A 25,665-nucleotide genomic window follows, 5' to 3' on the forward strand; every position below is an offset into this window, starting at 1 on the left:
ATGAAGATGAGTCAAGAAGTATTAACAGAAGAGGAAATTAGAGAGCAGCAGCTGGAAGCAATGCGCTTGAGAAGTAGCAATGTTTCAAAATACACAGATTTAGGCTTTTATTATTTAGATTTATCAAAAGAGTATTTGCATCATAGTAACTATGAAGACCGTTTGGCTATGGCTGCAAAACTTAATGGTTGTGGATTTAAAGTAGCAAAACCCTTCAAAAGACCATTTAGTGATAGAGAACATACTGATGAATTCCATCATATTGGCGATTGTGATGGACAAGTGGTGGCTTTGCGCAGAGCACCCGGCATTTGGCTTGTTTGTTTTTTTCTTTCTCTTTTTGGATTTTTGGGTGGTTTTGGCTTTTTTGTTTTTGGACTAATTACAGGGCCCGCTTGGTGGATTCTGGCAGGTATAGCATTATTTATTATCGGCCCTTGGTTGACTTATAAGTTATGGAAAAAGCTGGATTGGTTAGACAAGATTGAGTTTAACCGCCATACCGGACTTGTGCGAACCTCACATACCCTATTGCGACGGCCATTTTATGTTCCGATTGAAGACGTTGAAATGTGTGAAGGGCCAATCATTCAAGCTGCGAGAGGGGGAGGTGAAATGGCAACTGGCGGACTGGTGTTGACTAAGTATCCAGCCAAGTTTTGGTGGCGGCCAACCATTGCTACTTTTGGGGGAATGGAAAGAGATCATTGGACAGCCATTTTGAAGTTTATGGATATCAATGAGCCGATACATGAAGACGTACATGATTCAATAGAGGATCACTATAAAAAAAATAAGAATGCTATGGGTACGGGCCCTTTTCCTGAAGTGATGAAAAAGTATATTGATCCAGAAGACAAGCAAGTAAGCCGCTGGAAGGTGTGGTAGTTAGAAACCGTAAAAATACACTTCAACTAAAGTAGAAGCTTTTTGAATGAAAAAGCACCAGTAGTATTTTATAGATCAAGGAAAAGATCGGATGACAAGTACAGCTCCCACTAGCGTCAATGAGCAAGGCGCTTATCGCGAATTGGTGTTTGAAGGCTATGCCAGTGACTCAGAGCAAGTCTCATTGATGATCAAAGATTACAGCGAAGATCAGGCAAAAACTGGTTTTTATAAAATTCCGCTGGGCTTTGCCAACACCACACAAAACAATAACAACGCCGATGTTGAGTTGGTGTACATTTACCCCTTGTGTGAGTGCACCCCAGATGGCGCCGCTGAGCGCAAACTAACGAACTTAAGACCCGGATATTTATACATTTATGTGGACGGTCACTTATGGCGCGAGCTTGAAGTCACAGAGCACGAAGAAGAAGACATTTCTTATTTTAAAGATGTGAACCTCGCATACCAAAAAGGCCCGCAAGCGTGGCGCATTGATGAACACGGTCAAGTTGGTGAGCGCGTGGCAACGGGTGAGCAACTTAAGCAAGTGCTGGTGCCCAACAAACTATATGGTCAGCCATGCCAAGTAGAAATTGCATTCAGTGAAACCCAGTGGTGCTGGCGACAAATTGAAGCCTTTGGCGGCATGAGCGAAAACGATCCGCGCTTAAACTATGGCCCAAGCGTAAAGCCGGGCACCAATGATGACGCCGCGAGTGAGCGCCGCAGCCAACGTATGCAAGTGCTTGATAAATTGGGTAACTATGCACAAGGCTACAGCAATGATGAGGCGCCACAGCACATCCCGCTACCGCGTATGCCAAAAAATGGCTTGCACCGCCCGGTATTAAAAGACCCAATAGGCGTGGCCCGTTACCTTGCCGCTGAAATCGTCTCAGAGCGTAAAAACATCCAGCAATTGTCGATGGAGTCTATCAAAGGCGCGTCCCTCACCACCGATGATTTTGAAGACTTTGCACCAGAGCAAAAAAACATTTCTAAACATGTGCTGGCGACCACCATTCAGTCGCAGTTTTTTGCGTTTCCCAATACCACCCAGCAAAAAGTAGACCTTGGCATGTCGGTCTCTGAGCATGAGCAAGACATGGCACAAAACTACAAAAGCTGGGTGCGCGCTGGTTTTTCAAAGTATGAGTTTAGACGCTACTTAAAGACCGAACAGGCACTGACCTCTGCCCGCGCCATCAATGTGCAAAAATCATTTGGCTTTGACCATATCACCCGCGAAGACGAGCCAATGAGCTTTTATCAAGCGGTGAAGGACTATGGCTATTACGAAGATGTGAGACGCAACTTTGTGTATGAGCTGATAAGCGATGTCACCGCGCCTTACACCGATCTCACCAAAACCTTAATTGAAAGCTTTTTGGTACATGACTCAGATTTTAGGGCTGCCAAGCAAATAGACGAAGAGGACATGGGCCAAGAGCTGATGTTAAAAGTGCTGGGCACGCATCCCCTAGATACTGAAAACGCAGCCAACAGCTTAAAACTGACCGCGCTGATGTACCCGAAAAAGACCGGCACTGCATTGAGCGATTATGAGTGCGCACGCAGAGAAAGCAGCGACCCATTCGATACGGTTTTTTCAGTTGAATTACAGCAACAAATTCAGCAAGACATAGACGAAGGCATAATGTCTGGCGAGCAGCGCGAGTTTTGGCGCCGAGCTTCGCATGTGGTATGGGGCGTATTGGCTGTGAGTTTTTCAGTGCCAACCAGTTATTATGCGGCAGGGGGGTCTGGCAAAGATTTTAAAGCACACAGTGCTGATAGAAATACACAAGAAGAGAGGTTGAGATCGCAACGTTCAGAGATTCAAAAAGAAATAGACAACCTACACGACAGTATTGCATTGAAGCAACAGGAGATCAGTGCTAGGCAAGCTGCAAATGCACAAGTGCGTCAAGAGTTACAGTCTGGGCTATTTGGAGAGGGTAAATCAATACCAGATAGTATGGATCAGATTTTAGCTAACAGAATGGAAGAGTTAGAAGCGCTTCATGATAACCATAGTCGGGCGCGTGCTAGGCTGATCCGCACCAAGCAAAATTTAAAGCTGTTACACCAAAGCGGTGAGTATTATCAAGGTAGGTCGTTTCGAGATCTTTTATTACGTGAAGTGCCACACACTCGCTATATGCATTTAGCTAAAGTGATGACAGGCGATTTGCTGACAGAAATAGATATTGATGTTAACGATTATTACTCTAACAAATTACCTGATGGCAAAGTACCGCTTAACTTTTTAGATAAAGCCAAACGCGCCCAAGAGAGCTTGCTAAAGCTTGAACGGGCTGCAGAAGGGTTTGATAGTGCCTATGAGAGCCCGCAAACAGATCCTTTAGTAAAAGCAAAAATAGACGAATTTGCTTCTATTGAAGCGCGATTAGACCACATCCTAGAGCTGGATGGCTCTTTGGATGAAGTGCTTAAAGTAATGGAAAAACAGCAAGCTGATATAGAGGCTGGGCAAACACGCATTAAGAAAACTCTAGTGGTCATGGATTTGTCGGCTGTGGAAGAGTTGAAAACAGCAATTGAGGAAAATTTTGATAAAATTGAAAATAATTTGGTTAGGGATTTAGAGATTGAATGGCAATTAAAAGGCTTTAGTCACGAAAATGAAGCATTGAGCAAAATGGCCCGAATGAACATTAATCCAGCGACATTAGATGCGGTGCTGAGAAACCTGTTACCAGTTGTTGCCATCCTCGAAGTGGCTAATCTCTACAGTACCATCAATGACCCTAATGCACCTGAAATAGCTAAATTATCTGCAATTTTAGATACCGCAGATATTATGAGTAATATTGGCCTAAATATGGTGGAAAGAAAAATAGGCCTGCCTTCACCAAAACAGTGCTATGCAATCATACGTAGTAAGCCTGTTCCTCCAAGTGCCTTAACAAAACGTTTTTGGTGGTCATCTCAATTGAAATTTAAAGTGTATGGCTCGCTGGCGGCAAACGCATTGACCTTTGTTGCCAGTGCGGTCAGTACATACGTTGCTTATAACAACATGATTTCAGCATATGAGCGCGGCGATGGGGCACAAGTCTTGTCTCAAGGCTTAATGATGACTGGGGCAGCGAGTATGACCTTGTCATCCCTTTTAGGGATATTGGCCAAATCGAGTTTGGTATTTCAGAGTGCAGCTCTCGTATCACTGGCTTCGGGGCTTGCGATTGCGGGCGTGATTATATTATTGATCGGAGCGGGTATCGCATGGGCATTTTCGGAAGAGCCGATAGAGGCTTGGCTGGAGGCTTGTCACTGGGGTAAAAGCAAGACCCGCTTTAAAAATGATGACAGTCATGATGCCACAATCCGTGCTGCCCAGTGGGAGGAAAACCCCGAATTGGCATTGCATGATTTATACAACACACTCTATCGCCCCAATTTATCGATTACCTCTATTAATGTGATTGGCTCTGTGAAGTTTTCATTCAGCGTGCCTCTTTCATATCCAGAAAATGGCGCAAAATTGGTATTTATGTACAAAAAGCAAGGTGATGACGACTTTAGTATTTTATCAAGGTACCAAATTAGTCAAATGGTCGATACGATTGAACTCTACCCTAATCGTACTGGTTGGGAGTTTACCACGACTTATTCAAAAATTAAGCACGCTTTAGGGGTTCAACAAGACATGAGACTTGAGTTTAAAGTGCTCTATGCTATTTACCCAAGAGGTGTAAGTGAGCCCATCATTCATGGCACTAAGCAGGAGTTTGTGTTGCCAATAAGGTTTGAGAGAAAGAAAGAAGAAAGTATTCAGCAGCGTCATGGTGGGTTAGCAATGTGTTCATTTCAGACAGCGCCTACTAGTCTTATGGCATTATAATTAAAGGGCGTTTATTTTAAGGAAAAATATGCAAGAAGAATCTGATGAGTCGCTCGAACAATGGCGGCTAGAAAAATCAAAAGAAATAAAGTTATATGCGAAAAATATTAGTAAATATACAGATCAAGGTATCTATTATTTTGATGTTTCGAAGGAGCATTTACACCATAAAAGTTACGAGGAGCGATTGGCGTTTGCAGCTTGCTTGAATGGCTGTGAATTTAAAGTGGCAAAACCTTTTAAACGAAAGTTTGCATCGCGAGAACACACAGATCGTTATTATCATATCGGTAAATGTGATGGACAAGTGTTGGCTTTGCGCAGAGCGCCCGGAATTTGGCTTGTTTGTTTTTTTCTTTCTCTTTTTGGCTTTTTGGGTGGTTTTGGCCTATTCATCGTTGGACTAATCACAGGGCCCGCTTGGTGGATGTTGGCAGGTATAGCATTATTCTTTATCGGCCCATGGCTGACTTATAAGTTATGGGAACAGCTGGATTGGTTAGACAAGATTGAGTTTAACCGCCATACCGGGCTTGTACGCACCTCACATACACTATTACGACGGCCATTTTATGTCCCGATTGAAGATGTTGAAATGTGCGAAGGTCCAATCATTCAAGCGGCGAGAGGTGGTGGTGAAATGGGAACGGGTGGTTTAGTGTTGACTAAATACCCAGCTAAATTTTGGTGGCGACCAACCATTGCCACTTTTGGTGGGATGGAAAAAGACCATTGGACGGCCATTCTTAAATTTATGGACAGTGATGAGTTGATTCATAGGCATGTTCACACCGAGATCGAAGAGCATTACAAAAGAGATAAAAATGCCATGGGCACAGGCCCGTTTCCAGAGTCAATGAAAAAGTATTTTGACCCAGAGGATAAGCAAATTAATCGGTGGAAGGTTTGGTAGCGGTTTTGCTGTCAAGCCGAGCTAAAAGGATTGAGTTTGTAGCAAGGAATGTCATGAACGTGAAAAAAGTTGGTTCACCTTCTTCTGACAGTTTGTCTAAACAGGAGCGATGGAAGCATGAATTTGAAAAAGAGAAAGCGAATGCCCCGAGTCATATACGAGCTGCTTATGATGACCTTGAGAGAAGGCGCAAAAACCGTGATAAATATTATGCCCAAGGCGTAGTTTATGAAGAGCTTTCAAAAGACCATCTCCATCATCAGACATATGAGCAACGTCTTGCAAAAGCTGCACAGTTAAATGGCTGCGAGTTTAAAGAAGCTAAGCCATTTAAAAAGCCGTTTTCATCGCGGGAGCATCATGGTACGGATAATCACATTGGCTGGTGCGATGGACAAGTTGTTGGGATCCGCAGAGCGCCATTTTGGGGCGGGTTTTGTTTTTTATGGTTTATCTTATGTGTCTATATGCTTTTTTTTAGTGTTGTTAATGTTGTCTTTTTTTGGGAATTTTCGTACGCATATTTAATCCCTGTAAGTATATTAGGTCCCATGGCGGTTCACAAAATTTGGGAGTGGGGGGCATGGATAGATAAAATAGAATTTAATCGCCACACCGGATTGGTGCGTATGCCTTTTTCATTTCTGAGACGACGTTTTTATGTGCCAATTGAAGACATAGAGCTATGTGAAGGTCCTGTGGTACAAGCCGCAAGAGGCGGCGGAGAAATGGCCACCGGCAGCCTAGTTTTAACCAAATATCCAAAGCGTTACTGGTTTAGACCAACTATTACGGTATTTGGTGGGATGGAGCAAGAGCATTGGGCCAGCATTGTAAGGTTTATGGATATTTCTCAGCCTATTCACCGTCATATACATAGAACAATTGAAGACCATTTTCGTGATAATAAAAACGCCATGGGCACAGGCTCGTTTCCTGAATCAATGAAAAAGTACTTGGATGCAGAGGATAAGCAGATAAACCGATTTGAGGTTTGGTAGCAAATAACGGAGATTTACAAATTTAAGGATGAAGATGAGTCAAGAAGTATTAACAGAAGAGGAAATTAGAGAGCAGCAGCTGGAAGCAATGCGCTTGAGAAGTAGCAATGTTTCAAAATACACAGATTTAGGCTTTTATTATTTAGATTTATCAAAAGAGTATTTGCATCATAGTAACTATGAAGACCGTTTGGCTATGGCTGCAAAACTTAATGGTTGTGGATTTAAAGTAGCAAAACCCTTTAAACGAAAGTTCGCATCCCATGAGCATACCGATATGTTTTACCACATAGGTAATTGTGATGGACAAGTGTTGGTTTTGCGCAGAGCCCCCGGAATTTGGCTTGTTTGTTTGTTTCTATCTCTTTTTTGTTTTGTCGGTGGGTTTGGTTTTTTCTTTGAAGGGGTATTCCATGGCCCGAATTGGTTAATGCCAGCTGCGATAGCTCTTTTTTGTATTGGCCCTTGGTTGACTTATAAATTATGGGAACAGCTGGACTGGTTAGACAAGATTGAGTTTAACCGCCATACCGGACTTGTGCGCACCTCACATACTTTGCTGCGACGGCCATTTTATGTCCCGATTGAAGACGTTGAAATGTGCGAAGGGCCAATCATTCAAGCGGCGAGAGGGGGAGGTGAGATGGGAACGGGTGGCTTAGTATTGACTAAGTATCCAGCCAAGTTTTGGTGGCGCCCAACCATTGCCACGTTTGGGGGGATGGAAAAAGATCATTGGACAGCCATTCTCAAGTTTATGGATATTAATGAGCCTATACATGAAGACGTACATGAATCAATAGAAAAGCATTATAAAAAAAATAAAAACGCCATGGGCACAGGCCCGTTTCCGGAATCAATGAAAAAGTACTTGGATGCAGAGGATAAGCAGATAAACCGATTTGAGGTTTGGTAGTGGTTTTGCTGTCAAACCAAAAGGATTGAGTTTGTAGCAAGGAATGTAATGAACGTGAAAAAAGTTGGTTCACCTTCTTCTGAAAGTTTGTCTAAAAAAGAGCGACGGAGACGAGAATTTGAAAAAGAGAAAGCGAATGCCCCGAGTCATATGCGAGCTGCTTATGATGAGCTTGAGAGAAGGCGCAAAAACCGTGATAAATATTATGCCCAAGGCGTAGTTTATGAAGAGCTTTCAAAAGACCATCTCCATCATCAGACATATGAGCAACGTCTTGCAAAAGCTGCACAGTTAAACGGCTGTGAGTTTAAAGAAGCTAAGCCATTTAAAAAGCCGTTTTCATCGCGGGAGCACCATGGCACGGATAATCACATTGGCTGGTGCGATGGACAAATTGTTGGGATCCGCAGGGCGCCATTTTGGGGCGGGTTTTGCTTTTTATGGTTTATCTTATGTGTCTATATGCTTTTTTTTAGTGTTGTTAATATTGTCTTTTTTTGGAATTTTTCGTACGCATATTTGATCCCTGTAAGTATATTAGGTCCCGTGGCCGTTCACAAAATCTGGGAGTGGGGGGCATGGATAGATAAAATAGAATTTAATCGCCACACCGGATTGGTGCGTATGCCATTTTCTTTTCTGAGACGACGTTTTTATGTGCCAATTGAAGACATAGAATTATGTGAAGGTCCTGTGGTACAAGCCGCAAGAGGCGGCGGAGAAATGGCCACCGGCAGCCTAGTTTTAACCAAATACCCAAAGCGCTACTGGTTTAGGCCAACTATTACGGTATTTGGTGGGATGGAGCAAGAGCATTGGGCCAGCATTGTAAGGTTTATGGATATTTCTCAGCCTATTCATGAGGATATACATAGAACAATTGAAGACCATTTTCGTGATAATAAAAATGCCATGGGCACAGGCCCGTTTCCTGAATCGATGAAAAAGTACTTGGATGCAGAGGATAAGCAGGTAAACAGAAGGGATGTTTGGTAGTGGTTTTGCTGTCAAGCCAAAAGGATTGAGTTTTAAATAGCGAAAGGGAAGCTATGGTCTCACAAAAACGGTTTAGCTTCCTAGTACGGTAAGATTGTAAAAAGTGGTTCGTAGTACTGTATGCACTCAAGTGGTTACAGATAATTCGGCCAGAATATCGTGTGCTCATCAACGCATTTTGCAATCACAATATTTAGACTTTTGCGCTTCTTCCAAAAGCCTTTTACGCGCCAATGGTGCATCCAATTAACGGCGCAAGGGTAAAGCTGATGTGGCGGCGAACGACTGGGCCTGATAAGGAATTTAAAGTACTCACTTATAATCAATTAAGTAAGTTAATGTCAAAAATCACGCTATTTCCTGCGCGAAAAGGTTGGCATTTTGATGTGAGTTATTACCGCTTAAGGCAGGTTTTAGGGCTGCCTTATAACAGCAGTATTGAGCTCAAGGGAGAATACAAAGTATATCCGCAAGGGGAAGGCGCTAAATTGGTTGAGGGGACTGAAACAGAGTTTATGCTGCCGTCGTATGTAAAACGCCAAGCAGAGTCATTCTGGGAGTCTTTTTTTGGCGAGGGTGAGTATGAACAAACTCAAGGGGGGATGTACTTACAAGAGGTGTTTTTGCGTCCGCCAGGTCGTTATTGAGGAAGGAATTATTAGATGAAAACAGAGCCAAAAAATGAAAAAAGTACAGAAAAGTCAATTTTAGATCTACGTGAGCAATATCAAAAAAGAAAAGCAGAAGCGACAGGCGATAGAAAAAAACGATATGATGAAATAGAGAGGAGAAGTGCAAATAATACTAAGTATTTTAAACAAGGTATTTACTATAAAGAGCTTTCTAAACAACATTTACATCATCAAACTTATGAAGAACGTTTAGCAAAGGCTGCTGAACTTAATGGTTGTGACTTTAAAAAGTCGAACTTGAAAAGCGAGGCTTTTGTATCACGGGAACATATTGGCTCCGATCATTTTATCGGTTTATGCGATGGCCAAGTTGCTGCAATTAGGAGAGCGCCAGGTATCTGGTTTTTGTGTATTTTTTTAAATGTGATTTTATTTGCGGTGGGTTTTTGTGGATTATTAATTGGCCTATTCTCGGGACCGCTTTGGCTTATTGCGTTTTCTCCTTTGATGATAGCCAGCCCTTGGGGACTGTATAAATTTTGGGAGAGGTTTGATTGGCTCGACAAGTTAGAGTTCAATCGTCATACAGGACTGGTACGTACGTCACATACTTTATTAAGGCGCCCTTTTTATATCCCCATAGAGGATATTGAGCTGTGCCAAGGCCCGGTTGTAAAAAATGCCCGTGGTGGCGGTGAAATGCCGACTGGTAGCCTTGTTTTTACTCAATACCCATCAAAGTTTTGGTGGCGTCCTTCGATTGTACTGCTCGGTGGAATGGAAAAGCAGCAATGGACGGCCCTGAATAAGTTTATGGATATAAGTCAGCCAATACATATGAATGTCCAAAGAAGCATTGAAGAGCATTTTCAGAAAGATAAAAATGCCATGGGCACAGGCCCGTTTCCTGAATCAATGAAAAAGTACTTGGATGCAGAGGATAAGCAAATAAACCGATTTGAGGTTTGGTAGTGATAGATTGCGGGGCAAGCCCGCAATGACGGGATTGGGCTCAGTGTGAGCGTTTTTCATCTTTTAGGCTGAACTAGCATCCCACTCTTGTTACTTAACAGAACTCATAGCGCAGATGAGTTTTTTAAGCCTTTTTAGCAGCAAAGCGGTCTTTGGCAAAATATAGATTGCGGGGTAAGCCCGTAATGACGGGATTGGGCTCAGTGTGAGCGTTTTTCATCTTTTAGGCTGAACTAGCATCCCACTCTTGTTACTTAACAGAACTCATAGCGCAGATGAGTTTTTTAAGCCTTTTTAGCAGCAAAGCGGTCTTTGGCAAAATATAGATTGCGGGGTAAGCCCGTAATGACGAGGTTTTAGGGCTGCGTTGTGATTTAGGTGAAAGTTTTGAAATGCTGTCGATTTTGAGTTAGTTAGCGTAGTTGCGATATTTCATCAGAGTTCTATTTTCGTCACTCTGAATTTATTTCAGAGCCCATAACGCATCTGAAATATTCAGTTATTTTAGCAACATAGCTTCTGTCGAAAAATATAGATTGCGGGGCACGCCGCAATGACGGGGTTTTAGGGCTGCGTTGTGATTTAGGTGAAAGGTTTGAAATGATGTTGATTTTGAGTTAGTTAGCGTAGTTGCGATATTTCATCAGAACTCCACCTTCGTCACTCTGAATTTATTTCAGAGCCCATAACGCATCTGAAATATTCGGTTATTTTAGCAACATAGCTTCTGTCGCAAAATATAGATTGCGGGGTAAGCCTGTAACGGCGGGCTTGGGGTTCGGTGTTGTGGTAAGTTGTTATAGCGAACTCTGTTTCTCTTGCTAATAGGGACTGCACAATGACGGGGTTTGGGGTTCGCGTTGTGTTGTTATGTACGTGGTTTTCGTATATCCCAAAATGAGTGCATCTCAGCTTTATTATTGAGAATTATTATCATTGCTGATATTGTCATTTAAGTTTTATATTAGTACCTGCTTTTCAATTTCAAGCCGTCAGGCTTAATCGATTTATCTATCACGTAGTATGGCTTTTCTGCTTTGGCTCGTTGTTTTCAGTTTCGAGTTTTAGCTAAATAAATTGAAGATAATTTACTTAAAATATTGGTTTTAAAGTTAAAGAGCGGTTGATAAGGATAGCAGCTGCTGAAACAAGGAGTATAAGTGACAAATATAACTAAGAATGAAATTTCATCTGATGAAGTGCGACCATTTAGTACAAAAGCGCTGATGTTTGAAACCTTTGCTTGCACTATGGCGGTAATGGCATTTGCAGCATTAGCGGGGCCGATTGCGCGAGTGATTGGGTTAGAAGCTTGGCAAATAGGTGCTGCAATGACAGTTGCGGGTCTAGCATGGGTTTTGATGGCGCGATTTTGGGGGCGCTTGAGCGACAAACGAGGGCGTCGTCCAATAATACTATTTGGACTCTGTGGGTTTGTGATCAGCTATACAAGCCTTGCACTATTTATCGATTTTTCAATGAAAACAGCTATGGTTCCGACTTTGGCATTTATTGGCCTTGTTGTAGGGCGGGGTGTTGCAGGGATCTTTTATGCGGCAGTGCCGGCCACCAGCGCTGCGCTGGTGGCAGATCATGTGCCGCCTAAACAGCGCACCGCTGCTATGGCAGGGATAGGCGCAGCGAGTGCAGCAGGTATGGTGATTGGCCCTGGCTTTGTAGGACTGATTGGGGCTTACAGCTTGAGCATTCCTTTATATATTACGGCTATTTTACCTGTCATTGCATTGTTGTTGCTTTGGCGGGTGTTGCCTAAAGTAGAGCAGCATTCAAAGCCTGATGTGCATTCCGTAAGACTAAGTGATGTGCGTTTGCGCAGGCCTGTTGCTGTGGCTTTTGTTGCTGCGTTTAGCGTTGCCATAGCGCAAATTACAGTGGGCTTTTTTATTCTCGATCGCCTGCAACTTGATACATCGGCAGCTGCGCGTTCTGCGGGTATTGCACTGGCCGTTGTGGGAGTAGCTTTGATTGCCGCACAGGTGGCAGTGCAAAAACTTGCGTGGCAACCACAGAGGTTAATTTTGTTTGGTGGATTGATTGCTGCACTGGGCTTCATTGTAGCGTATTTTTCGCTATCATCCCTCATATTGTGGGTAGGCTATGGCTTAGCTGGTTTTGGTATGGGCTGGATATATCCATCGCTCTCTGCACTGGCTGCTAATTCGGTTGAATCCCATGAGCAAGGAGCTGCTGCTGGCACTGTATCTGCGGCACAGGGGCTAGGCATTGTTACGGGTCCAATTGTTGGCACTGCCATTTATGGATTAGATTATGGATTACCTTTTGCGCTGATCGCAGCGATGTTAATAATTGCAGCTATTTGGCGCTCACCTAAATAGTTTGTCAGTGTTTTATTAACCAAACTGCGATCCAAGTTTGATATAAGCGCACTAGATGTAAAGTGACATGTCTTTATTTTATATTTTAAAAACTGCTATAAAATTATATTTTTAGCAGTTTTTAACTTCTTTAATGTCTCATGTAAAACTCTTTAAGAGTGTCTTTTATTTAATAGACGTCATGATTTTTTAAATTAAAGTGGCCCATTATATTGTTGGCCCACCTCTTCGTCACTTTGAATACGCATAAAGATAACTCTTATTAATGTTGTTAATTATTTTATCTATTGTAGCCAAATTCATGGCGTTAGGTTTATATTCTTGATGCTGTGCTATTAAGTTTCTATTTTTTAATAATGCTTTATTGTCACCCTCTAAAAAAGCGACACTTGCCAGCACATACTCTTTCCATAAAAATGAAGGTTTACTATTGGGAGCTGCAGCCGCAATACTTTTGCCTATTTTTATAGCTTACTGATGTTGTCCAGCCATTGCTCTCATTTGAAACAAGTGCCACATTAGTCCACTAGTTTTTTGATTGTTATGCTCCATATAACGCTCAATTAGTAGGGCGGATTCAGAAAAACATTGTTGCTGTGACAAGGCTCGCCAGCCACGGTTAGGTGTTTGATCAAATTCAGATAAAGTAGTGTCTAGTAAAGAGAGTTGCTGTTTTAAAAGGTCATTACAATGCGCCTTTACATATGAGGAAGTGAATAATAAACAGATTGTTACTATTTTATTTCTAAATGAGAGCATAGCTTATATATCCTTATAGGTTTAAAGTTCTCACTTTGATTTTTATAAAAATAAATTTAACTCAATTAAGCTGCAGGTTTAATTTTTTTCAAGACTTTAAAATGTAAGGGGCTTATACTTATGGCGGTCAGGGAAGTTATGGGGCTGTGTTGAAGTCAAATCCAATTAAGGAATATAGAAAAATAAATTATAAGTAAGTTGGTATTTTTAGAAATTGATGAGCCAATTGCCAAACAATTAACTCATCATATTAGATCAGGCGGTAAAGAATAAGCCATAAAAACTTTGCCGCCCAATATGTTATTAGTTAGGGCTTACAGTTACTGTAATTGTATCTGAGTAAGTACCTGCGTCATTTAGACCATTTGACTGTGGTGTGATTTTTAGCGCTGTTGCTTGTGTCTCACCAGAAACACCTGTACCAGCAGCAGTTGCTTTTGAATGCTTGTAAGTACCTGTTTGTAAGTCGATTCCAGTTGTGTCACCGATGTTAAGTGTATACGCAATTTTGCTACCTTTAGCATTGTTAGCAACTAAGAAACCACCGTTAGCTGATGTGTATTCAGTTGTTGCGTTCTCGCCAGTGTTACACCAAACATCTAGAGTACCGATATCTTGAGTTTGTTGTGAAGAATCAAGTTTTAGACCAGTTACGCTATTGCTGTTGCCGCTGCTGGTTTTACACATAGGCTCAATAGTGCCTTCAAAAGAAAATTTTGCTTCAGTTCCTGTGATGTCTGTAACGACAGCTGATGCTGAGATTGATGTAAATGCAGTTGCAACGAATAATGTTTTTAGTAATGCGTTCATGGCTTTCCCCTTTAAAAAAACACGAAGTAGTTTTTATTTCCAATTTTAATTTCTAGGTGTGCTTACCTAGTTGATAAATTAATAGCAAAGGGTGTGCCAAGAATGAATTTTTATTCCAAGTTATTTAATGTTTTTGAGGTGAAAATTAATTTATTATTTATATATCATATAGTTACCTTGGGTAGACTGTCAGCGATAAATTGTCTCGATAGTAACCAGCGGGCATTAACTCTACATTCCCTAAAATGAATTCAAAGCCATACCACTTATTTTTGACGCCGGGATAAAAGTTGTAGCTACGATAAATCTGTTCAGATGACGACATTTTGACGTTATCAAAGCTCACTGAGTAATTTATCAGCGCACCAGCGTTAGTTTCATGACGCAAGCCATTGAATTCGGAATCTAATACAATATCGTACGAGCTATTGCTGAGTATTTTTACGCCCCAGTAAAAACGCATATTACTTTTTAGCTCTCCTAAGTTCACTTGGTAGTGACCGTTGCTACCTGCCACTTTGCCCTTGCTATTGTTGTCCAAAGAGATTGAAACTTGCGGCTCAGAATAATAGGTCATGTCAAAATATTGTTCTTCAACAATTTGATTGTTTTTTACAATGGAAACTCTGATGGCCCCATTGTATTCGCCTGCTGGGAATAAGCTGTAGTGGCGAAGGCGAACCCACATTTGGGTTGTTCTTTCGTTCAGTGGAGATTTCCAGATCCCATTTCGCACTTTGATCTTTTTGAATTGAGAGTCGTACAGTTTCGCATACTTATCTTGCGTTGGTCCTTCGAATACCATTGAGTAGTAATAGACGTCTTCTACCCATATTTCATCTGCGCAATTTAGGAGTTGATCAGAAACTTGAACCTTCAAAGGTAAGTACACGGTCACTCTATTATTATGCTCGGTGATAATATCTGTTGAATTAGAGGTCACCCACAAGTTGCCATAACAGCTGTTCCAATTTGCGTACGCTTGCATGGTGAGCATTGTATAAGTCAAAATCATTAAAACCAAGATTCTGAGTTTCATTATTGTGTGCCTCCTGTCGATTGCGCGACCTGTAATGTGATAGTGCCCAATTTAACAAATCGTTGCTCGGTATCAGTGATACTGAACTGGCCTATCATATCTCCTAACTCAACGAGATACTGTCCTGTACTAATTCCCTCTATAACAAATCGACCTGTTCTATTGGTAAAGAATGGCCAGTTTTGAGGCTGTGTATCAGTGTCTGGCTGTATTTTCACAATCCGTCCTCGTTTCATTGCAATAGATGTGCCTGAGTTGTCCACAAATGTACCAATTGCGGTATAAGACAAATCTGAACCAATCTGAATATGGTGTCCTGTTGCTGCACCGCCTACTTTGACGTACATACCCGGCCCCCAGTCATAGCCCAGTGGGGCGTCAGGTACATCAATGTTGAGCTGAGCTTTGCTATATCCGCTTCCTAAATCAATAAGTGAACCAAATTGACTGCTTGGTTTTGATTGAGCTCGGCCTGATCTATCGACATTGACGAGGACATTGGCGTCTTGCAAAGTTTTATGTTTTGTAATAACAGCAAAGGGCGCGGTCGTCGTTGCGCTCATGCCAACGTGGCCATCGGCAACTCCAATGCTAGTAGATAGGTTTATGCTAGCACTGCTTTCAGAGCCGATAACATCGCGTGTGTAGTTAGTCGCGCTGATATCTGTTCTCATAATTGAACTGGTGTAACTGGCTTCGAGTTGTTCTTGTCTGTAATCTTCACCGTGCTCAGCTAGAACTTGATAGCCATAGTCATTTACAAAGTTGTAGTTTGTTTTTGCGTAGCTCGCACTGGATACTTTGCTACGGCTATTATATTGAGCTCTAGTCCGATGGTTGGTTTTTCGACTATCGTAATTCCACGTAAAGGTGAGAAATAGCTTATTGTCAGAGATAAATCGTTCATCTTCACTGTTACTGAAGTTGTAACCTATCCTCAAGCGAATATCTTCATAGCGTAAATTAAATTCAGCGCTGACATTGTCGGTGGTAAAGTTGTCTTCATCTGCGGCTCTAGCTGCATTGAAGTTTACGTCCATATGTTCATTGATAAAGTAGCTGTAATCGACAAATGCACGATTTCGGTTGTTAATGGTATTAAACTCAAGCCAAGGTGTATTGGTAAAGTTATGGCTGATCTCATAGCCGATGCGTAAGTTTGGTGACCCCACATTGCCATGACCGAATACACTGTGCTCTGTCTCAATTGAATATATGCTGCCTGCTGTGCCATCAACTTCGCTTTGAGAATAGCGTACAGAGAGGTTTCCCACAGGACTGTTTATGGTTGCGAGTGAGCCAATCACGTGACCCAACGGGTGTACTACGCCATTAAAGCCAAAAGTAAAGTGGTCACTTAAGCCGTATTCGTAGCTGCCAGATACCAGTAGGTCATCATCATATTCAAAACGCCGTTCTTCGAATGAAGATAAATAACCAACGGACAAGGTGTAATCACTCAAGCCTTTTGCCAGCAACCTTGCATTATAGTGGGTAGTAAAATTAAATTCTTCCTGCTCGCCATTCGGGTAAGTTGCGACAACGCGAATGTTGTTCTCACCTGATGTTAGTGGTAGATCACTAAGGTCGTATCGGCCAGCTTTTACACGGATCCGAGAGATCAAAAAGTCATTGATATAAACTTCAAGAATTGCCATACGGGGAAGAACAAATTGCTGGCTATTACCAGGGGTGATTCGCCTCTGTGGTTGTAATTTAGAATATGCCTTTTCAATACTGAACCCGGCCAGCTGCGCTCCAGCAAGATGTCCCGTGCTGTTAATACTTGTATCACCTAAGGTAAAGCGCAGGGGTTTATCCGGTTGGTCGTAGTAAAAAGCAGTTTCTCCTCGATACACTTTTGTTTCTCTTCGACTGCCATTTTCCCAAAACAACGAACTACGCATATTAACACCATCCCCACCACCAATATTTGCATTCATGAGCCACTCAAACTGTGACCTATGGTCATCATGATTGTTAAAGCGTTCATGGTTTAGATTGAGGTTGTTGAGCATTGCCCAATCAGCTTCACCTTTGGGTTGTTCAAAGTGGGTTTGCCTCGCGTAAGATAAGCTATCAGTTGCCATTGCGGCTTCTGACAAAGACATTTCGATGGTTAAATCTTGCGCTTGAAGAATTAGTTCTATGCCTTGCGCTGCAAATTCTTCGGGCGAGATATCAGCTTCTCCTTGTTCAGTGAGCCAGTCAATGATGCTTTGGCTCAACACCGTGTGTAGCTGTTTTTTAAACTCAGCTGCAGGAATAGATTTAAGCTCAAAGCCATCCGTTGCGGCAGAAATTTGCCCTACTTCGGCAACATTAAGCCGCACGGGGAAGTCCATTTCGAATGTGGAAGCAAAAACAGGAGTAGCCCAAAGCAAAAGAAGTGTGAATAGCACACACTTCTTTTTGATAGGCCGAAAAAAAGCACCCAAATTAGACATAACTTACATTACTGGTTATCAAGTAGGTTGATAAGCTTTGCGCTTTTACTTGGTTTTTCTTTTAAAACAGATTGTAAGTCGACTTCCATTTTGTGCCCCGGCATGATGAATCGCCCAGAAGTAATGGATTGTAGTTGTGACCAAACGACAACGGTTTCGCCTTCATGAAACTGATAGTCAAAGTGCGATAAATCTAAAACTCGTTTTCCGGTATTAGAAATAGTCAGTTTGCAGTCATCTAGTTTGTCACATTGAATGTCACTCTGCTGCTGACTGGCAATGCCATCAGGGCTTACAAAAACCAATGTTGCAAAGTTAAACACCATTTTGACACCAGATTTATCATCTGCATCTGGTAAAGGTAGTTGTTTGAACACGATGCGATATGATTGTGTTTCTTTCAACTCAGGCGTGCCTAAGTATTTTGCGCGAAAGACTTGATAACTTTTTGCCGCAACTTCAACCTGGGGAGGAAGGACAATAAAATCGTCTTCAGCAGGCACTAATACTTCTTGCTGTTTATCATTAAAGGTGCGTTTATATACTTCTATTTCTATAGGCAGTGTATCGTCACTTGGATTTTGTAGCCGATAAGTAACTAGAGACTTTTTACCATGAGCTGCAAGGTCAACAATCATAGGTTGGACTTGATAGGCCATAGCTGGAATAGATAACCAGAACAAGATTAATATTAATAAACGCATTTGACTTCCAACTAGCAAGCTTGATTAAAAAATTTGCTATACGATACCTGTACTATTAGCTAAAACAAGAGCAAATTACCTTTTTGATAAAAAATAGCTGCCTGATTTTATAAATGTATTGATATTGATATAAAAAGCGATGTTTTTTGATGCTAACCTTCCTTGTGGATTTGAATATATTATTTATTCGTGGGTGTTTGTAGAATATTTTTCCTTGTTGTTTTGGCCGTATTCATACTATGTGTAAAAATTAAAAAGTACATAAAAATCAGATTATTAAAATAATAATGAAAGCAGGGTTATGGTTGACAAATTAAATGTTTTGTTACGAATATGGATACGAAAACTAATCAAAAAAGGAGTTGTTATGTTCTCTAAAATTCTATACAACGGGATTTATGCTAGTACGTTACTCGCAATAAGTAGTTCAATACATGCTGCCCCGATACCAGAGATATCCCTTGAAAACAACACTGCGACTAAAACCCAGTTAGAGCAAGCATTGCCTGATATTTTAACATTTAATGAGTTTGTGCATCGAGTTCGATTTTTTTACCCAAGTGAGGCTGTATCGAGCACTTGGTGGGATTTTTTCCTTGAGAAAGTCATCAATGAAATGGCCATGTTGCCCGAGCAGGAAAGATTGGCATATGGGCTTGCTGAGCTAAAGAAAATTGCACCTCATATAGTGACTCAGCCTAGTAAATTACCCAGCCTTGAACAGGATGATGTCGTGAGTACATGGGTAGCGACAGCGGCACGTACTATAACAGCGTATAACAGGGAGCTCCTGTCTGGCAGTTTTTCCGAGCTACTCAATTATACGGATACGGCAAAATCCCAGTTTTATAAAGATGTATATGATAATCAAACAGTTTATTGGCCGTTGTATTTAGATAGTCAAGAGAGTCAAAATGGTCAAGCTTTCATACCGGCAGCGAGAAAGTCTTCTCTGACGAACCCTGCAACATGTATGTCAGCATTAAGTTCTTTGTGGGCCGAGATCTATCACTATTGGCCTTATTTCGACCAAGTACCAGTTAATTGGGAAGATAGTCATATTGTATTATTGGAAGGGTGCTTGGGTAATCCAAGTAATCTTGAGAATGTTGTCAATATTGAATTTAAAAAATTACAAGATAACCACTTCTTTATCGGCTTAGCGAGTGAGCTTACGGATCGCGGCGACTATATGCTTCCATTGAAAGTGAATTATATAGAAAGCAAAGCTATCGTAACACGTAAAACTGATTATTTATCACTGCAAGTGGATATTGGCGATGAACTCGTCTCCATTGATGGGGTTCCTTCTGAAGAACTAATTCAACAAGCTGCATTGACAAGAGCAAGAAGTGATCACGCTGATGAATTAGGCGCAACTTTTGGGATAGTCGAAGGTTTTAAAACTCCAAGTTTGGTCAGTTTGGTGTTTAGAAAACCAAACGGTGAATTTGTTAGAACCACAACGGCGACAGTGCATAAAGACGTAATAGGAGAGTTTAAGGTAAACTATTCAGCAGATCAGCCACTTGTACAAGATTTAGGTGATGGAATTGTTCGGCTGAATGTTTACGATATAGGAACGAAAGCGCAGTTTAACGAGGCGAAACAAGGGCTGATCAATGCCAAGGCTATTGTGCTGGATATGCGAGGGTATCCACGCAACTTCTTCTTAGTTCGTGAGTTTATGGGGTATTTTTCTGATAAAGCGGTCACGGTTGGGCCGTTTATGCAATTCTCTCAAAGACTGCCAAATCAGGAAGATACTTATGTACATACAATTCCAGTGGGTGTACCACTCAATGAGCATTTATTTGATGTTCCGACAGTTGCAATTTCTGAAGTTTATAACAAGAGTGCGGGTGAACACTTTCTAATGATTGCACAAAACATGGGCATCCCCATTGTTGGTGAAGTGACTATTGGCATTAATGGTGACGTTGTTTACGGTTGGGCTTTTAGTAGGTGGGTTGATGATGGAGGAATTTTTTATGCATACACAGGCGCTCGATCAGACCAAGTAGATGGCAGTAAATTGATAGGCGTTGGTATTCAACCTGATTATGTAGTACCTAAAACACAGATATCGATAGCGGATAACATTGACGTTAAGTTTGAAAAAGCTTATGAGGTAATACAAGATATGTTAAACAAATAATCAGACTCATCTAGTATTTTTCATGTTAAGCAACAAGTAGTGTGGCAATTGTTGCTTAACATTTGATTGAGTGAGAAGCGATTGAACTTAATGAGGCTTATTTATACCGTCATTACCTTTGTGGTTTAAACTTGTACTTAGATTGAGCACTCAAAGCACGTGATTAATTTTCAAATTGTCCCAATTTGTGCATTCAGCCCATTAGGTTGCTTCGGTTTAAGTCATCGTGTTCTCGATTGGCACCCTGCTACAATTCCGCTTCTAATGTTTTAGTTTTTTCACTGATCTGCTTAAAATATTCACTATTGACGATATTCATAGGTGATTGGGCGGTGACAATCTTGCCGCCTTCCATCACAACAACCTGATCGGATAAATTAACACTGTTTAGATTATGGGTAATAACAAGGACTATTTTGTTCTTGGCAAGTGTTCTAAGGTGCTGGTGTAAAAACGCTTCTGTGGCCATATCTAACGAGTTGGTGGCCTCATCAAGAATGAGTATATCGCTGTCACTGTAAAGTGCTCTTGCAATGGCTAAACGTTGCTTTTCTCCACCTGATAAATTTTTTGCATTGACACTCACTTCACTGGCGACGTTAAGTTGGTTGTTTCTCATGACACGGTCAAAGTTTGATAAAGTGAGGGCATGGTCAAGTCTTAGCGCATTTACATCGCTCAAATTATCAGCAAGAGTAATGTTCTGCCAAATTGGGCCGTTAAAAAAGAAAGGGTCTTGTTCAACTATGGAAACGCGTTTGTGCGTGCTATCTTGCAATGTTTTTATATCGGTTTCACCGAAAGTGATTTTGCCTTGATAATTATAATACAGACCTGAAATGAGTTTGATCAGTGTGCTTTTACCTGAGCCTGAGCGACCCACGATAGAGTAAATATGATTGCGTTGAAAAGTAAAGTTGATGTCATCGAGCGCCTTGTTGGGAGATGCTTGATAGCAAAAAGACAGGTCACTTAGCGTGATGTTATCGACAGCTTTTTGCTCAATAGGATTGCTAAACTGTAATTCATAATCAAGATGTAATAGTGTTTCGAGGTTTTTAATCGCACTTTTGGCTTTAGTGGTAACAGTCTTGATATCGCTAATTGATGCGAAGGAATATGACATGAGTAGTAAGACCATTACAAACGCCACGAGCTCTCCGGATGCCATAGCGCCAGAAATCACATTATGTCCTCCAATCCAAAGCACCAGAATAACACTTGCGAAACCACCAAAAATGATAATTCCTGAAATGAGGGACTCAAGCGAGTGAAGCTTTTTTGTAGCACTATATACTCGGCTTGCTTTTGATTCGATTTGTGTCCCTAGTAAACGTTCCATTTTATGAACTTTAACGGATTGAATCCCTGATAAGGCGTCAATAATGGCCGCATTGAGTACAGAAACTTTATCTCGTTTGTGTTCGTTAGCTCTAGAGACGTTTTGGCCTAAACGAAAAATCATTAAGATCATCAAGGGGACTGCGATGATGGAAACGAATGTCATATAAAGATTCGTCGCAAGTAAATAGATGAGTCCACAAAACAAGGTGGCAGATGCTTGTATTACAATACTCAAAACAAAGTGAACATAGACATTAATAGCTTTGATGTCGTAATCGATATTTGAATACAGTTTAGTTGGTGCCGTTTGGTCAAAAACTTGCTGTTGCTTATACATTAAACGGCTAACTACAAAACTCATCAATTTTGTACTTAACATTTCTTTGACATCGAATACCAGTTTTTGCCTCAGGCCATTGCTTGCTACAAAGGTGAGTAACAGGAGCAAAATGATGGCGACAAAATGGTTTAGTCTGGTTGCGGAGACCTTTTGTTCGAATAGCAGCTCGACAGAGTACGCAATACCAAATGAGCTGCACACCACAAGTATGTTGAGTATGACAATCAGCATGATGCTCCAAGATCGTTTGACACATAACGATTTCAGCTTTTGATAAACGATGCCTTGTGCACTGATCTGCATGTTTTAAATCGACTCTTCAATGACTTTTAATAACTTACCAGTACCACAACATTGGTTATCGTAGTCGTTTACATGACGAGCGTTTATGACGCGATCGTGAGGGCAACCACCATTACAAATCGAAAACCATTCGCACTCGTTCATGCGAGAATGTGACTCAACCTCTTCTTGAACGGATGTTTGGTTATGTCTGGAGTTGGCTAGTAATGTGGCTAAATCTGAATCGAGCAATGACCCATAAATACTGCCGATGTCGCCAACATATTTATCACAAGGCGATACATCACCATTTGGCTCAATAGTGATGATTTCCTGTGAGCAGTTCCCCGCCCAGTAGCACGCAGAGAGTTGTTTGCTTCTGTCTGCTAATACATCCATAAAGTTTTCGAACATGCGGATCTGAATAATTCCGCGATATTGTGCGTGCCAAACGGTATAAACTCGACTTAAAAACTCGATGTACTCTTTGTAACTAATGTAGGCATCGCCAATGTCATCGCCAGGTAGTGCGCGGTTATCAGGAACAATGTTTAAAAACTCAATGTCATTGAGTTCAATAGATGCAAGATAGCTCAGTAACCGCTCTGGACTCACATTGTACACATCTCTATCTACCACTATTAGCGCGCCATAAGGGATCCCATACTGTTGCAAACGCTTGATCCCTTCGGCAACTTTCAGACTAGTCGGGCGTCCACGGACATCAAGCCGACGAGTATCGTTGATTTCAGGGACACCATCAAAGCTAATTCCTACGGCCATGCCAATACCCTGTAAAAAGGTGAGCCATTCTTTGGAGATATTCACCGCATTGGATTGCATGGTGTTGGTAATAAAGTGGTCTTTACGTTTAAACTGCTCTTGAAGCCAGATCAGCTTTTTGAAAAACGCAGGACGTAACAGAGTGACTTCGCCGCCATGCCATACGAATTCGACGCGTGAGACATTGGGAGTAGCTAAGATGCGCTTTACAATGGAAATGAGGTTTTCAAATTTGACGGTTTGGTTTGGTCCCTCAGCCCATGAGTGGCAATAAGTACATCTGAGATTACACAATCGGGTGGCTTTTAATACCACCACAACCTTACTTGCATTGAGTGGTTTTGCTTCAAAATAAACGTCTTTTTCACGTCTAAATAACGCAAGTTCTTCCTCATCAAGCATGTCACTGTCTGGGATTTCACCTATCAATTGTGATGCTAAACGAGCGTATTGATAATCCGTTAACTCTAGCTGATTGACGGGATTAACCGGTTCTTCTATAACTTTGATGGAAATATCTCCGAGCATGATGCATTCTCCCTAACTAACCAGTTCACCTTGAACCATTTTTACTTGCCGATTGGCCATGCTAGCCGCTTTATCGCTGTGCGTTACCATGACGATGGTGGCGTCGCAGGCGGTATTTGCATGGTGCAGAATATCGAGTACTGTTTGTCCTGTTTTTTCATCCAAATTACCAGTTGGCTCATCAGCCAAAATGATACTTGGCTGACACGCCATGGTTCTGGCGATGGCAACGCGTTGCTGCTGTCCGCCAGAGAGTTGACTTGGATAGTGATCGCACCGTGATGACAGAGACAGCTTCTCTAGTTCTTGCTCTGCGAGAGCCATGCGTTCTTTGAGTCCTATACCCCTAAATTTAAGGGGGAGCATCACGTTTTCGATCACGCTTAAATCTGGGATCAAATTGAATGACTGGAATACATACCCTAAGTGCTCACGACGGTATTTGAGCTTCTTTTTTTGGGATATGCCCGCAACGCTTGTGCCGTTTAGCTCTATGAGACCTTCATCAATATTTGAAAAAAGACCTATAGCATTGAGTAGTGTTGATTTACCAGACCCTGATGTGCCCGTAATAGCCAAAAACTCGCCCTTTTCGACCTGTAGTGACACATTATTGAGTGCAGTTGTTTTTAATTTTTTAGTGTAAAAATGCTTGTAAACATTTTCTAGTTTGATCATGTTACTCAATGTACAGCTCCTCTTTATAATTCTTATTCCAATCCAAAATAATGAGCTCTTTACCAAGGATATTGGGGTTATCTACGAGCACTTTATCGCCAATCTGGTCCTTGATTTTTAGCAGTGTTTTAACTGCTTTGGATTGGTTGTTTTTCAACAAATAAATAAACATGTCGTTATTTTCTTTAAATGTGGCATTCAACGGCACGCTCGGTAGCTCTGTGTCCGTATTGCCAGTGAGGGACACTTCAATAGACTGGCCAACTTTGACTTGCGTATTCATATTTTGCTGGAAGGGGACTTCAAGGTGCATGCGAAATTTACCTTGTTTAACCAGAGGGAAAATTTTGATGATGTTCAATGCGATATCACGATTTTTGATGCTTCCCACTGCTTGCATAGCGTCGTGAACACGGCTTAAGTAGTACTCACTGAGCTCTACCTCAATTAAAAAGTCATCAATGAGATCCAAAGAGCCAAACTCTTGCTTAGGTAATATTTGTTGACCAAACTCAATATCAAAGCCGGATAAATTGCCTGAAATAGGTGCTCTTATCACCAGCTGTTGCTCGCTTTCTTGCAGCTTGATAAGGAGGGTGTTGAGTATATCTACTGTCTCATTGATTTCGCTGAGTTGATGGTTGATATGATCTTTCTGTGATTGGTAATAACTTGCCAATACTTGTTGTTTTGCATGCCAACGCGAGAGGTTACTTTGTACGTCCTGTACTTCCGACTCTTGTGTTAGGTTATTTTGTAATAGCTGCTGTTTTTGAGCGAGTTCCCTTTCCAATACACTGACCTGAAAAATAGCGTCCTCTAAGGACAGCTTTGAGGTTTTTAATTCTCTGCGCAGATTTAAGCGCATATTTTTAAGGTTGCTGATTTGCTCAGATATTTGTGCAATTTTTTCGGTGAGCTTGAGGATGTAATCGTAGTTCTCTAGCTCAAGGAGCACCTCGCCCTTTGCTACGAATGAATCTTTTTTGTTGAGATAATGCTTAACGCGTCCACCAATATCTGAAGATAGCTTAATTGACTTCCTCGGCTTAATGGTACCCACGGAAGTGATGTTAGGTTTTACGCTGGCAATTTTGACGCGATTTATTTCTTTAATCGGTATGCTGGAAATTGACTGATTGCTGTATAAAAGCCCCAATGTAATTGTCAGTATAATAATGATAATGGCAAAGATGATTTTAGCTTTGTTATATTTTGGCTGCTCTATAACTGTATCCATCTCGTGG

At 41.4% G+C, this 25,665-nt stretch carries 18 protein-coding genes; 10 read left to right on the plus strand and 8 right to left on the minus strand.

Annotated features, from left to right (window positions below; genetic code table 11):
* The first annotated feature begins 6 nt into the window (after nt 1-6).
* From S4054249_RS24310 to S4054249_RS24350, 9 genes are all read left to right on the plus strand, one after another.
* Nucleotides 7-888: a hypothetical protein gene (locus tag S4054249_RS24310; RefSeq protein ID WP_081333504.1), complete on the plus strand. Its 882-nt coding sequence runs from the start codon at nt 7-9 to the stop codon at nt 886-888.
* A 91-nt stretch (nt 889-979) separates the two neighbouring features.
* Nucleotides 980-4,759 (plus strand): toxin VasX, encoded by a 3,780-nt coding sequence (locus tag S4054249_RS27075; RefSeq protein WP_069949132.1) that lies wholly within the window; start codon nt 980-982, stop codon nt 4,757-4,759.
* A 28-nt stretch (nt 4,760-4,787) separates the two neighbouring features.
* A complete protein-coding gene (locus S4054249_RS24320) occupies nt 4,788-5,672 on the plus strand; it encodes a hypothetical protein (RefSeq protein WP_069949133.1) in 885 nt (294 codons plus the stop codon).
* Nucleotides 5,673-5,725: 53 nt separating this feature from the next.
* Nucleotides 5,726-6,673, plus strand: coding sequence for a hypothetical protein (locus tag S4054249_RS24325; protein WP_069949134.1), 948 nt, complete (start codon nt 5,726-5,728; stop codon nt 6,671-6,673).
* A gap of 34 nt (nt 6,674-6,707) precedes the next feature.
* Complete coding sequence (locus tag S4054249_RS24330) at nt 6,708-7,589, plus strand: hypothetical protein (RefSeq protein ID WP_081231486.1); 882 nt, start codon at nt 6,708-6,710, stop codon at nt 7,587-7,589.
* 48 nt (nt 7,590-7,637) lie between these two features.
* Complete coding sequence (locus S4054249_RS24335; RefSeq protein ID WP_069949135.1) at nt 7,638-8,585, plus strand: hypothetical protein; 948 nt, start codon at nt 7,638-7,640, stop codon at nt 8,583-8,585.
* A 233-nt stretch (nt 8,586-8,818) separates the two neighbouring features.
* The gene (locus tag S4054249_RS24340) at nt 8,819-9,232 is read left to right on the plus strand and encodes a hypothetical protein (protein WP_155401343.1); all 414 of its coding nucleotides are present in this window, start codon (nt 8,819-8,821) and stop codon (nt 9,230-9,232) included.
* Nucleotides 9,233-9,247: 15 nt separating this feature from the next.
* Complete coding sequence (locus S4054249_RS24345; RefSeq protein WP_063881450.1) at nt 9,248-10,189, plus strand: hypothetical protein; 942 nt, start codon at nt 9,248-9,250, stop codon at nt 10,187-10,189.
* Nucleotides 10,190-11,349: 1,160 nt separating this feature from the next.
* Nucleotides 11,350-12,546, plus strand: coding sequence for an MFS transporter (locus S4054249_RS24350; RefSeq protein WP_046357634.1), 1,197 nt, complete (start codon nt 11,350-11,352; stop codon nt 12,544-12,546).
* Between the two features lie 1,062 nt (nt 12,547-13,608).
* Here the strand turns inward: S4054249_RS24350 and S4054249_RS24360 are convergent.
* The 4 genes from S4054249_RS24360 to S4054249_RS24375 form a co-directional block, all read right to left on the minus strand.
* A complete protein-coding gene (locus S4054249_RS24360; RefSeq protein WP_039610639.1) occupies nt 13,609-14,115 on the minus strand; it encodes a hypothetical protein in 507 nt (168 codons plus the stop codon).
* Between the two features lie 172 nt (nt 14,116-14,287).
* Nucleotides 14,288-15,154 carry a hypothetical protein gene (locus tag S4054249_RS24365; protein ID WP_046357635.1) on the minus strand — a complete coding sequence of 289 codons (867 nt, stop codon included), beginning with the start codon at nt 15,152-15,154 and terminating at the stop codon, nt 14,288-14,290.
* Entirely contained in the window at nt 15,154-17,487 is a 2,334-nt protein-coding gene (locus S4054249_RS24370) for a fimbria/pilus outer membrane usher protein (protein ID WP_230851947.1), read from the minus strand. The genes S4054249_RS24365 and S4054249_RS24370 overlap by 1 nt, the downstream gene beginning before the upstream one ends.
* Nucleotides 17,488-17,609: 122 nt before the next feature.
* Nucleotides 17,610-18,305: a fimbrial biogenesis chaperone gene (locus S4054249_RS24375; RefSeq protein WP_046357636.1), complete on the minus strand. Its 696-nt coding sequence runs from the start codon at nt 18,303-18,305 to the stop codon at nt 17,610-17,612.
* A gap of 367 nt (nt 18,306-18,672) precedes the next feature.
* Here S4054249_RS24375 and S4054249_RS24380 point away from each other — a divergent pair, with 367 nt between their 5' ends.
* The gene (locus S4054249_RS24380) at nt 18,673-20,463 is read left to right on the plus strand and encodes a S41 family peptidase (RefSeq protein ID WP_046357637.1); all 1,791 of its coding nucleotides are present in this window, start codon (nt 18,673-18,675) and stop codon (nt 20,461-20,463) included.
* A 247-nt stretch (nt 20,464-20,710) separates the two neighbouring features.
* Here the strand turns inward: S4054249_RS24380 and S4054249_RS24385 are convergent, their stop codons facing one another.
* The 4 genes from S4054249_RS24385 to S4054249_RS24400 form a co-directional block, all read right to left on the minus strand.
* Nucleotides 20,711-22,378 carry an ABC transporter ATP-binding protein gene (locus tag S4054249_RS24385; protein WP_167354868.1) on the minus strand — a complete coding sequence of 556 codons (1,668 nt, stop codon included), beginning with the start codon at nt 22,376-22,378 and terminating at the stop codon, nt 20,711-20,713.
* A gap of 75 nt (nt 22,379-22,453) precedes the next feature.
* Nucleotides 22,454-23,740 carry a darobactin maturation radical SAM/SPASM protein DarE gene (gene darE / locus S4054249_RS24390; protein ID WP_046357639.1) on the minus strand — a complete coding sequence of 429 codons (1,287 nt, stop codon included), beginning with the start codon at nt 23,738-23,740 and terminating at the stop codon, nt 22,454-22,456.
* A 12-nt stretch (nt 23,741-23,752) separates the two neighbouring features.
* The gene (locus S4054249_RS24395) at nt 23,753-24,418 is read right to left on the minus strand and encodes an ABC transporter ATP-binding protein (RefSeq protein ID WP_046357640.1); all 666 of its coding nucleotides are present in this window, start codon (nt 24,416-24,418) and stop codon (nt 23,753-23,755) included.
* 1 nt (nt 24,419) lies between these two features.
* On the minus strand, nt 24,420-25,658 hold the full coding sequence (locus S4054249_RS24400) for an RND transporter (RefSeq protein ID WP_046357641.1): 1,239 nt from the start codon (nt 25,656-25,658) through the stop codon (nt 24,420-24,422).
* Between the last annotated feature and the right edge of the window lie 7 nt (nt 25,659-25,665).

This window comes from Pseudoalteromonas luteoviolacea, assembly GCF_001750165.1.
Taxonomy (GTDB): Bacteria; Pseudomonadota; Gammaproteobacteria; order Enterobacterales; family Alteromonadaceae; genus Pseudoalteromonas; species Pseudoalteromonas luteoviolacea_G.

Bases quoted from the DNA above. Each gene is read 5' to 3' on its own strand.
- S4054249_RS24330 (WP_081231486.1), top strand. From the start codon at position 6,708: ATGAGTCAAGAAGTATTAACAGAAGAGGAAATTAGAGAGCAGCAGCTG.
- S4054249_RS24385 (WP_167354868.1), bottom strand. From the start codon at position 22,378: ATGCTGATTGTCATACTCAACATACTTGTGGTGTGCAGCTCATTTGGT.
- S4054249_RS24310 (WP_081333504.1), top strand. From the start codon at position 7: ATGAGTCAAGAAGTATTAACAGAAGAGGAAATTAGAGAGCAGCAGCTG.
- S4054249_RS24365 (WP_046357635.1), bottom strand. From the start codon at position 15,154: ATGAAACTCAGAATCTTGGTTTTAATGATTTTGACTTATACAATGCTC.
- S4054249_RS24360 (WP_039610639.1), bottom strand. From the start codon at position 14,115: ATGAACGCATTACTAAAAACATTATTCGTTGCAACTGCATTTACATCA.
- S4054249_RS27075 (WP_069949132.1), top strand. From the start codon at position 980: ATGACAAGTACAGCTCCCACTAGCGTCAATGAGCAAGGCGCTTATCGC.
- darE (WP_046357639.1), bottom strand. From the start codon at position 23,740: ATGCTCGGAGATATTTCCATCAAAGTTATAGAAGAACCGGTTAATCCC.
- S4054249_RS24325 (WP_069949134.1), top strand. From the start codon at position 5,726: ATGAACGTGAAAAAAGTTGGTTCACCTTCTTCTGACAGTTTGTCTAAA.
- S4054249_RS24380 (WP_046357637.1), top strand. From the start codon at position 18,673: ATGTTCTCTAAAATTCTATACAACGGGATTTATGCTAGTACGTTACTC.
- S4054249_RS24375 (WP_046357636.1), bottom strand. From the start codon at position 18,305: ATGCGTTTATTAATATTAATCTTGTTCTGGTTATCTATTCCAGCTATG.
- S4054249_RS24340 (WP_155401343.1), top strand. From the start codon at position 8,819: ATGGTGCATCCAATTAACGGCGCAAGGGTAAAGCTGATGTGGCGGCGA.
- S4054249_RS24395 (WP_046357640.1), bottom strand. From the start codon at position 24,418: ATGATCAAACTAGAAAATGTTTACAAGCATTTTTACACTAAAAAATTA.
- S4054249_RS24320 (WP_069949133.1), top strand. From the start codon at position 4,788: ATGCAAGAAGAATCTGATGAGTCGCTCGAACAATGGCGGCTAGAAAAA.
- S4054249_RS24335 (WP_069949135.1), top strand. From the start codon at position 7,638: ATGAACGTGAAAAAAGTTGGTTCACCTTCTTCTGAAAGTTTGTCTAAA.
- S4054249_RS24345 (WP_063881450.1), top strand. From the start codon at position 9,248: ATGAAAACAGAGCCAAAAAATGAAAAAAGTACAGAAAAGTCAATTTTA.
- S4054249_RS24400 (WP_046357641.1), bottom strand. From the start codon at position 25,658: ATGGATACAGTTATAGAGCAGCCAAAATATAACAAAGCTAAAATCATC.